Annotated in this window: 8 protein-coding genes, 2 tRNA genes and 2 pseudogenes; 3 read left to right on the plus strand and 9 right to left on the minus strand. The window is 35.8% G+C overall.

Annotation, left to right across the window (positions count from 1 at the left end; translation table 11 throughout):
• Positions 1-28 precede the first annotated feature (28 nt).
• The 6 genes from nuoE to ACFILZ_RS04730 all read right to left on the minus strand — a co-directional run bounded on the left by nuoE (position 29) and on the right by ACFILZ_RS04730 (position 3,951).
• Entirely contained in the window at positions 29-700 is a 672-nt protein-coding gene (gene nuoE, locus ACFILZ_RS04705; RefSeq protein WP_375606833.1) for an NADH-quinone oxidoreductase subunit NuoE, read from the minus strand.
• Positions 700-1,890 (minus strand): NADH-quinone oxidoreductase subunit D, encoded by a 1,191-nt coding sequence (locus tag ACFILZ_RS04710; RefSeq protein ID WP_375610344.1) that lies wholly within the window; start codon positions 1,888-1,890, stop codon positions 700-702. Before ACFILZ_RS04710 ends, nuoE begins: the two co-directional genes overlap by 1 nt.
• Before the next feature lie 120 nt (positions 1,891-2,010).
• Positions 2,011-2,619 carry an NADH-quinone oxidoreductase subunit C gene (locus tag ACFILZ_RS04715; protein ID WP_375610413.1) on the minus strand — a complete coding sequence of 203 codons (609 nt, stop codon included), beginning with the start codon at positions 2,617-2,619 and terminating at the stop codon, positions 2,011-2,013.
• A gap of 17 nt (positions 2,620-2,636) precedes the next feature.
• Positions 2,637-3,218, minus strand: a complete 582-nt coding sequence (locus ACFILZ_RS04720; protein ID WP_375606831.1) for a NuoB/complex I 20 kDa subunit family protein — start codon at positions 3,216-3,218, stop codon at positions 2,637-2,639.
• Complete coding sequence (locus ACFILZ_RS04725; RefSeq protein WP_375606830.1) at positions 3,209-3,574, minus strand: NADH-quinone oxidoreductase subunit A; 366 nt, start codon at positions 3,572-3,574, stop codon at positions 3,209-3,211. The genes ACFILZ_RS04720 and ACFILZ_RS04725 overlap by 10 nt, the downstream gene beginning before the upstream one ends.
• Positions 3,575-3,874: 300 nt before the next feature.
• Positions 3,875-3,951: transfer RNA gene (locus ACFILZ_RS04730), tRNA-Asp, on the minus strand.
• Between the two features lie 174 nt (positions 3,952-4,125).
• On the opposite strand from ACFILZ_RS04730, the gene ACFILZ_RS04735 reads away from it, so the two are divergent.
• Positions 4,126-4,201 (plus strand) — tRNA-Val (locus tag ACFILZ_RS04735).
• A gap of 102 nt (positions 4,202-4,303) precedes the next feature.
• On the opposite strand, the pseudogene ACFILZ_RS04740 reads toward ACFILZ_RS04735, so the two are convergent.
• Positions 4,304-4,705 (minus strand): annotated as a pseudogene (locus ACFILZ_RS04740) (XRE family transcriptional regulator).
• Between the two features lie 267 nt (positions 4,706-4,972).
• Between ACFILZ_RS04740 and ACFILZ_RS04745 the strand changes: the two are divergent.
• Both ACFILZ_RS04745 and ACFILZ_RS04750 read left to right on the plus strand, forming a co-directional pair.
• Positions 4,973-5,446 (plus strand): ATP-binding protein, encoded by a 474-nt coding sequence (locus ACFILZ_RS04745; protein ID WP_375610412.1) that lies wholly within the window; start codon positions 4,973-4,975, stop codon positions 5,444-5,446.
• A 216-nt stretch (positions 5,447-5,662) separates the two neighbouring features.
• Positions 5,663-6,172, plus strand: a complete 510-nt coding sequence (locus tag ACFILZ_RS04750) for a hypothetical protein (protein ID WP_375610343.1) — start codon at positions 5,663-5,665, stop codon at positions 6,170-6,172.
• Between the two features lie 394 nt (positions 6,173-6,566).
• On the opposite strand, the gene ACFILZ_RS04755 is transcribed toward ACFILZ_RS04750, so the two are convergent.
• Both ACFILZ_RS04755 and ACFILZ_RS04760 read right to left on the minus strand, forming a co-directional pair.
• Positions 6,567-6,779: a hypothetical protein gene (locus ACFILZ_RS04755; protein WP_375610342.1), complete on the minus strand. Its 213-nt coding sequence runs from the start codon at positions 6,777-6,779 to the stop codon at positions 6,567-6,569.
• Between the two features lie 214 nt (positions 6,780-6,993).
• Positions 6,994-7,497 (minus strand): annotated as a pseudogene (locus tag ACFILZ_RS04760) (hypothetical protein); the annotation flags it as partial.

Below are 7,497 nucleotides of genomic sequence, written 5' to 3' on the forward strand. Positions count from 1 at the left end.
ATGGAATATCTTTTCAAAAAAATTTTTACTAAGATTCCATTCCCTTATTATCCTTTTTCTTTGATCCCTTGAGAGATTTACTTTTTTCTTCATCATCAAGAAGAGATGTTAAACCACTAATTGGCTCCGATGATTTACGACTATTTTGCGGACCAACAGCTATCTCAGGACCCTTTCCCGCCTCAAATGCATCGATAATCTCTTCAAGGCGTTCCGCTGTAAGATCTTCGTAAGTATCTTTAAAAATCATAACCATGGGAGCATTAACACAAGCACCAAGACACTCCACCTCTTCCCATGACAATGTTCCATCCTGATTGGTTGTAAAAGGTTCGTGATGAATTTTTTTCTGACAAACTTTAATCAATTCATCAGAACCACGTAACATACAAGGCGTTGTTCCACAAACTTGAATATGCGCTTTTGTTCCAACAGGCTTAAGCTGAAACTGAGTATAAAAAGTAGCAACTTCTAAGACACGGATATATGCCATAGAAAGAATTTGAGCGATATGTTCAATTGCAGCACGTGTCACCCAACCATCTTGCTCTTGTGCACGCATTAATAATGGAATGACAGCTGATTGCTCACGCCCGACAGGATACTTTTCTATAGTATTTTTTACCCATATTTGATTTTCTTTTGTAAAAGAAAACTCTGCGGGCTGATAGATATCATCTGCAAGACGGCGTACGGACATTAGCGATCAACCTCCCCAAAAACAATATCAATCGAACCCAAAATAGCTGTAGCATCCGCCAACATATGGCCTCGAGTTAAAAAATCCATAGCTTGGAGATGAGCAAATCCAGGAGCACGCAACTTGACACGATAAGGCTTATTGGTTCCATCAGAAACAAGATAAACACCAAACTCACCCTTTGGAGCCTCTACAGCAACATACACTTCTCCAGGGGGCGTGTGAAACCCTTCCGTATAAAGTTTAAAGTGATGAATCAGTGCCTCCATTGAGCTTTTCATTTCGCTCCGCTTTGGTGGTACAATTTTGCGATCCAAACTCGAAACTGGTCCATTCTTTTCAGTCCCCAGTAACCGTTCTACGCATTGACGCATAATTTTCGCTGATTGACGCATTTCTTCCATACGAATAAGATAGCGATCATAACAATCACTATTTTTACCTATAGGAATATCGAATTCCATTTCATCGTAACATTCATAAGGCTGACTTTTACGCAAATCCCATGGAACACCAGCTCCACGAATCATAACCCCAGAAAAACCGCGTGCCCAAGCTTCATCAATACTTACAATGCCAATATCCACATTACGCTGCTTAAAAATTCGATTTGGGGTCACAAGCGCATCAAGTTTTCCGAGAGAAACAAGAAATGGATCAATAAAATCACCAATATCCTCAACTAAAGATTCTGGTAAATCTTGATGCACGCCACCGGGGCGAAAATAATTTGCATGAAGACGAGCACCACAGGCACGCTCATAAAAAATCATCAATCTTTCACGTTGCTCAAATCCCCAAAGTGGTGGTGTTAAAGCACCAACATCCATTGCCTGTGTCGTTACATTAAGCAAATGATTAAGAATACGCCCAATTTCAGAAAACAAAACACGTATTAATTGCCCTCTTTTAGGAACTTTTATATCTAATAACTTTTCAATAGCAAGAACAAAAGCATGTTCCTGATTCATAGGAGCAACATAATCCAAACGATCTAGATAAGGACCCGCTTGGAGATAAGTCTTTGTTTCCATTAATTTTTCAGTACCGCGATGCAACAACCCAATATGTGGATCTACACGCTCAACAACTTCACCGTCCAGCTCCAGAACCATGCGCAAAACCCCATGCGCGGCAGGATGCTGCGGACCAAAATTGATATTAAAGTTTCGAACATTGACCTCAGCCACAATCAACCCCTTGCTTTTTTTAAAAACTTCATATCAAATATTAAAAAAATCTATCATATTAAAAACATTAATTATTTTAAAAATATGCTATTCTAATAGAACGCCTTATCAAAACCAATATCATTTTTTACCGTCTGCTTTTTCATCACATGGTAAAATATATTGTCCTCCTTCCCAAGGAGAAAGAAAATCAAAATTACGCATCTCTTGGCGCAAAACAACAGGCTCATAAATCACCCTCTTTGCTTCATTATCATAACGGCATTCAACAAATCCTGTCACAGGAAAGTCTTTACGTAAAGGATATCCTTCAAAACCATAATCTGTTAAAATCCGTCTTAAATCCGGATGTCCTGAAAATAAAATCCCATACATATCATACGTTTCACGTTCATACCACTCTGCACCAGGATAAACCATACAAGCTGAAGCAACGGGAGTATTTTCATCCGTACGAACTTTTACACGTAAGCGTAAATTCTCACGAGGGGATAATAATTGGTAAGAAACATCAAAGCGCTTATCGCGAGAAGGATAATCCACACCACTAATGTCTGTGAGATTAATAAATTGACAGCGAGAATCATCACGAACAAACATTAAGACATCGATAATTGCATCAAGACGTGCCACAATAGTCAATTCACCAAAAGCAAGAACAGTCTCTTCAAGCTTATTTCCTAGCTTATTTTCCAAATAAGCCGCAAGTTCAACCAATGATTCATTCATCATGACAAGAAAACTCTCTATCGCTCTATGGATCCGGTACGACGGATTTTTTTCTGTAACAATAATATGCCGTATAATAATGCCTCTGCTGTCGGTGGACACCCTGGAACATAAATATCGACAGGCACAATACGATCACAGCCACGCACCACTGAATAGGAATAATGATAATATCCCCCACCATTTGCACATGATCCCATAGAAATCACATAACGCGGCTCTGGCATCTGATCATACACTTTTCTTAAAGCAGGAGCCATCTTATTTGTTAGAGTACCTGCCACCACCATCACATCTGACTGGCGGGGTGAAGCTCGTGGTGCATATCCAAAACGCTCATTATCATAATGAGGCATTGAGCATTGCATCATTTCGATAGCACAACAAGCCAAACCAAAACTCATCCACATTAAAGAACCGGTACGTGCCCAAGTAATCAAAGCATCTGCCGAGGTAACTAAAAACCCCTTATCTGATAATTCAGCATTGATATCACGAAAAAACTTATCGTCAGATCCTATTAGCCCACCAGTATTTGGATCAATGATTCCTTTTGGTTTTGGAGCCTCAATCGTTGAATTATTAGATCTTAATTCCATTCAAGAGCTCCTTTTTTCCATTCATATATAAATCCAATAGTCAAAATCGCTAAAAACACAATCATCGACCAAAAGCCAAACATACCTATTGATTCGAATGAAACAGCCCAAGGAAAAAGAAAAGCAACTTCAAGATCAAAAATAATAAATAAAATTGATACCAAATAGAAACGAATATCAAACTTCATGCGAGCATCACTAAATGAATTAAACCCACATTCATAAGCCGATAACTTTTCAGGATCGGGGGAACGATATGCTACAATGTAAGGCATAATCAATAAAGCTCCAGCAATAACTGCCGAAACAATAATAAAGATCAAGACCGGTAAATAAGAGCTCAATAAATAAGCCATAACCCTCTTCCATCATAACGAAATGCCTGAGTTTAACACAATGATTCAATATTGCGAGACCAAACAGACAAATTTAACAATCGCTCTATTAACTCTATTCATACTGCTTCAAAGGCATACAGAGCGATACTTTTCTTATCGGCATAGGTAACGCAGAGCAAAGAAAGACGCAAGCCCTATATCTTATAAACCATATAAAAAGAAAGAAAAAATATATTTATTCCCCAATCAAATACTCCACCACATTACTCATAGCATATGGATATTTTAATAAAGGAAACTTCATAAGGAATCATGAAATGGCGCGAGTGACGGGGCTCGAACCCGCGACCTCCGGCGTGACAGGCCAGCACTCTAACCAACTGAGCTACACCCGCGCATTTTTTTCGAACCAATATTAATTTGGTACAAGCGGTCGTGTAAGGGGTTCATGCGTTTATGTCAAGAAGGATTATGCATTTTTAAAAAAAATTATCAAATCTCATCTTTATTCTTGCGTTTAGAAAAATTCTTCCTTAAATAGTCTCCATTCAATTGCTGATCATTGCATTGGGCGATTAGCTCAGCTGGTAGAGCGCCTCGTTTACACCGAGGATGTCGGGAGTTCGAGTCTCTCATCGCCCACCATTCTGTTTTATATTCCTATTAAGTTTTTGATTCTTCATATATTTTTTTAAAGATAAGGGATGCCTAAATAAAGTTAGGGGAATAGGATTTTTCAACCTATCTCTATAGAACGCCTCTTTTTTTGCAAACTTTCTCAAGAACATCTTTTAATTCTGCTAAGTTTTGTTGTGAAAAATTCTCTAAATTTCTAACAAACTCACCAACAGCTTCACGCCTCAACGGATCAGAAGTCTTGATTGTAAAACTTTTGCGTCAAACATAAGCTTCTTTTCTTAAGAGTAAAGTCTTCTCTTGATCTAAAGCATAGAGTTCAATTATCTTTTCCTCCAGTCCTACAGGAACAGATTTTTTGCCAATTTCTACAGAGGATAAAAATGATACAGATATATCTAATTTCTTAGCCATATCTAAGAGGCGTTCTGAGTGATCAATACGAAGTTTGCATAAAGTTTTACCAAAGGGGGTAACATTTAAAAAATCCTTTAGAAAGAATAAGTATTTTATTCTGATTCTAATAAAGTTTTTCAAATTTTGGTTAGTCTTTATTTTTAGTGTGTGGAGATCTTGTCCAATATCTCTATACAAAAACCGTTATCAAGCATATACAATATCTCTTATGGCGAGAAATTATTAACTTTTCATCAGGAATAGTGTGTTTAATATCATTATAAAATTTAAATATTACAACGAGATATATAAATAAAATATATTGGTGTACTTATGCTTGTCAATCTTAATGCTATAATCCGCGATCTTTCTTCATAAACGAATATCGTTACAGTTCTTAAGGAATCTATCGTTAACTCTATACAAGCTCATGCAACAAAAATTGATATTTTATTCCAACTTTATGGCAATGCAGATTTGTGGGAGAATCAACCAATTTTTTCTATAAGTGTTTTTGATAATGGAGATGGATTTACAAAAGAGAATATCAAATCTTTCTCTACTTATAAAAGTGATTATAAAATTCAAGAAGGATGTAAAGGGGTTAGACGTATTACTTACTTGAAAATATTTGAAGAAGTTAAAATCATTATTTTTAGCAAAGATGAACATCACGCTCAAATTTCACTGAATTTCACTCCACAGTTTACACAAGATTTTTTTAAAAAAGAAAATGGCGAAAAAGATAAATGGTGGAATACACATTTATCTTTTGAAGGATCTTATAAACAAAATGTGTTAGATATAAACCTAGTTCATAATGAAATTTACTATCATCTTCTTCCTTTACTTTTTTAAAAGAAAGATGAAAATATCCAAATTAACTTTTATGTACATAATGTAGAAAGCTTAGAGAAAAGAACAATCAATACGCAAGATTTACCTTACTTAGAAAATAAAACTCTCAAAATCGGTCTTTCAAATATTCCCTTCAGCCTTTCTTATTATTTTGAAGAGAACACAAATTCTAAAACTAAAGTAGAGGCTTATTATTGTGCTAATAATCGTACTGTTATGCCTTTTTCAAAGTTTATAAATATCAATCCAATAAACAATGTGATGATGATATTTTTATTAGAATCGCCTATTTTGGATAAGTATGTTAACGACGAAAGGAATGAGTTTGAAATTAATAAAATAGATCCTGACTTAGAAACCCAACTAACTTGGGATGATATTAATCAAACGTTAAAAAACACTTTAAATAAAATATTAACAGCCAATTTCCGGAAATTAAAGAAAAAAAAGAGCACTCTTCTCAAAAAAATTGCTAGTTTAGAATTAACACAATACATTCAGTTCCGAGATGATATTTTGAATCAATTCTCTAAATTATTAACACCAAAAACTTTAGAAAAAGACATTCATAATTTATTTATTCACCAAGGAAAAACAGCTGATAAATTTATGAGTTATAACCATTTACAAAGTGAGAAAACAATACAAGAACTTCTTTCAAATGTTGATTCGTTATCTATTAATTCTGAAAGAAAAAAACAGAATTATGTAGCCGATCTGATATAGCTATCTATTTCGACTCTGAAGAAAAAAACGTGTTGTCTTAATAGAATTAAAAAAGCCCACGGCAGATTACAAAAATTCAGGCGTTGCAGAATTAAGTAATTATGCCAGATTCCTTAAAGCATATGGTGTTAATGAGATATATTTATATTTAATAGCTGAAATAGATGATGATTTTGCATATACATTGCTTGATACAAATCATTTCATAGAAGTTTTTTCTCAAGAAGGAAAATGTTATTAGGAAAGTCTTTCTAGGGGGAATGCATTTGTACAAGTTATATCTCCAAGTGCTGTTATTGGGAATATAAAAGCAAGAAATAGAACTTTTATGGATATTATTAAAAAAGATTTGTTACATCATCGATCAAAGCAAGACAGTCAAGTATTCTGTTCTTCAATTCTTTAAAAAACACTGTTTTAAATGTGAGAAGATATTATCTAGCGCATCTATAAGGCGTGCAATATCGAGAATAAACACAAATATAATCAGTAATAACCACTTCATGATGCGTGACATCATCTTTAAGCCTTGATAGGTCTCTATCATCTCGTGAAGGATAAGATCTTTATCTTTGCTGCTTCGTTTCTTGACCATCTTTCCAACCACATAAATGTGCCTCTGCTTGTTATGCTTCAAAATATCTCTTGCAAGGTTGGAACTGATGACCTCAACATCCTTATTATCCAAATAAATGGGCAACCAGCCACCACAAAAAATAGACCTATTTGTTGCGCCCCCCAAGGAGAAAGTTCAGAGCGCACATCAACATCACTTTTTCGATTAACTTCATTTTCTACCTCAAAACGGGTTGTTGCTGTCTTTAAAGCATGCTCTGTTTGCTTTTGCCGTTTGTTTTTCTTGCCAAGGTTATACGCGTTCCTTTCTTCAATGTGAGCTGTTTTTTCCCTGTTGCAATAAGAAACGGTGTGGAAATTGAAAGAACCGTTAAATTGGACTGTTTTAGTAAATTGTTTACCTCTTCCGCTAGCGCTTTTGCCTGTGAAGCTACTGTATGGGCTGTTGTTGCCGTTGCTAGGGAACTCTTGATACCTCCAAGCTCTTTCTTCATTGTATCGGCGGTTGTTTTGGCTTCTTCTGCTGTCCTTTTCGCTCTATCGGCTACTTCTTTGGCTTTTTCTACTTCATTCTTGGCTTCATACGCTCGGTCATCGGCTTTCTCTGCTATTTTCTTGGCTTCTTCACCCGCCATTTCTGCTAATCTTGCTATAGTCTTAGCGTTATTGGCTGCTTCATTCGCTGTGCTTTTTACCTTTTCCACCTCACTACGCGCTTGCTCCGCATCATGGTTAGCATAACCTGCTGT

The organism is Bartonella sp. AP40SXNS (genome assembly GCF_042195825.1).
Classification (GTDB): Bacteria; Pseudomonadota; Alphaproteobacteria; order Rhizobiales; family Rhizobiaceae; genus Bartonella.

Bases quoted from the DNA above. Each gene is read 5' to 3' on its own strand.
- nuoE (WP_375606833.1), bottom strand. From the start codon at position 700: ATGTCCGTACGCCGTCTTGCAGATGATATCTATCAGCCCGCAGAGTTT.
- ACFILZ_RS04715 (WP_375610413.1), bottom strand. From the start codon at position 2,619: ATGAATGAATCATTGGTTGAACTTGCGGCTTATTTGGAAAATAAGCTA.
- ACFILZ_RS04720 (WP_375606831.1), bottom strand. From the start codon at position 3,218: ATGGAATTAAGATCTAATAATTCAACGATTGAGGCTCCAAAACCAAAA.
- ACFILZ_RS04725 (WP_375606830.1), bottom strand. From the start codon at position 3,574: ATGGCTTATTTATTGAGCTCTTATTTACCGGTCTTGATCTTTATTATT.
- ACFILZ_RS04750 (WP_375610343.1), top strand. From the start codon at position 5,663: ATGCCTTTTTCAAAGTTTATAAATATCAATCCAATAAACAATGTGATG.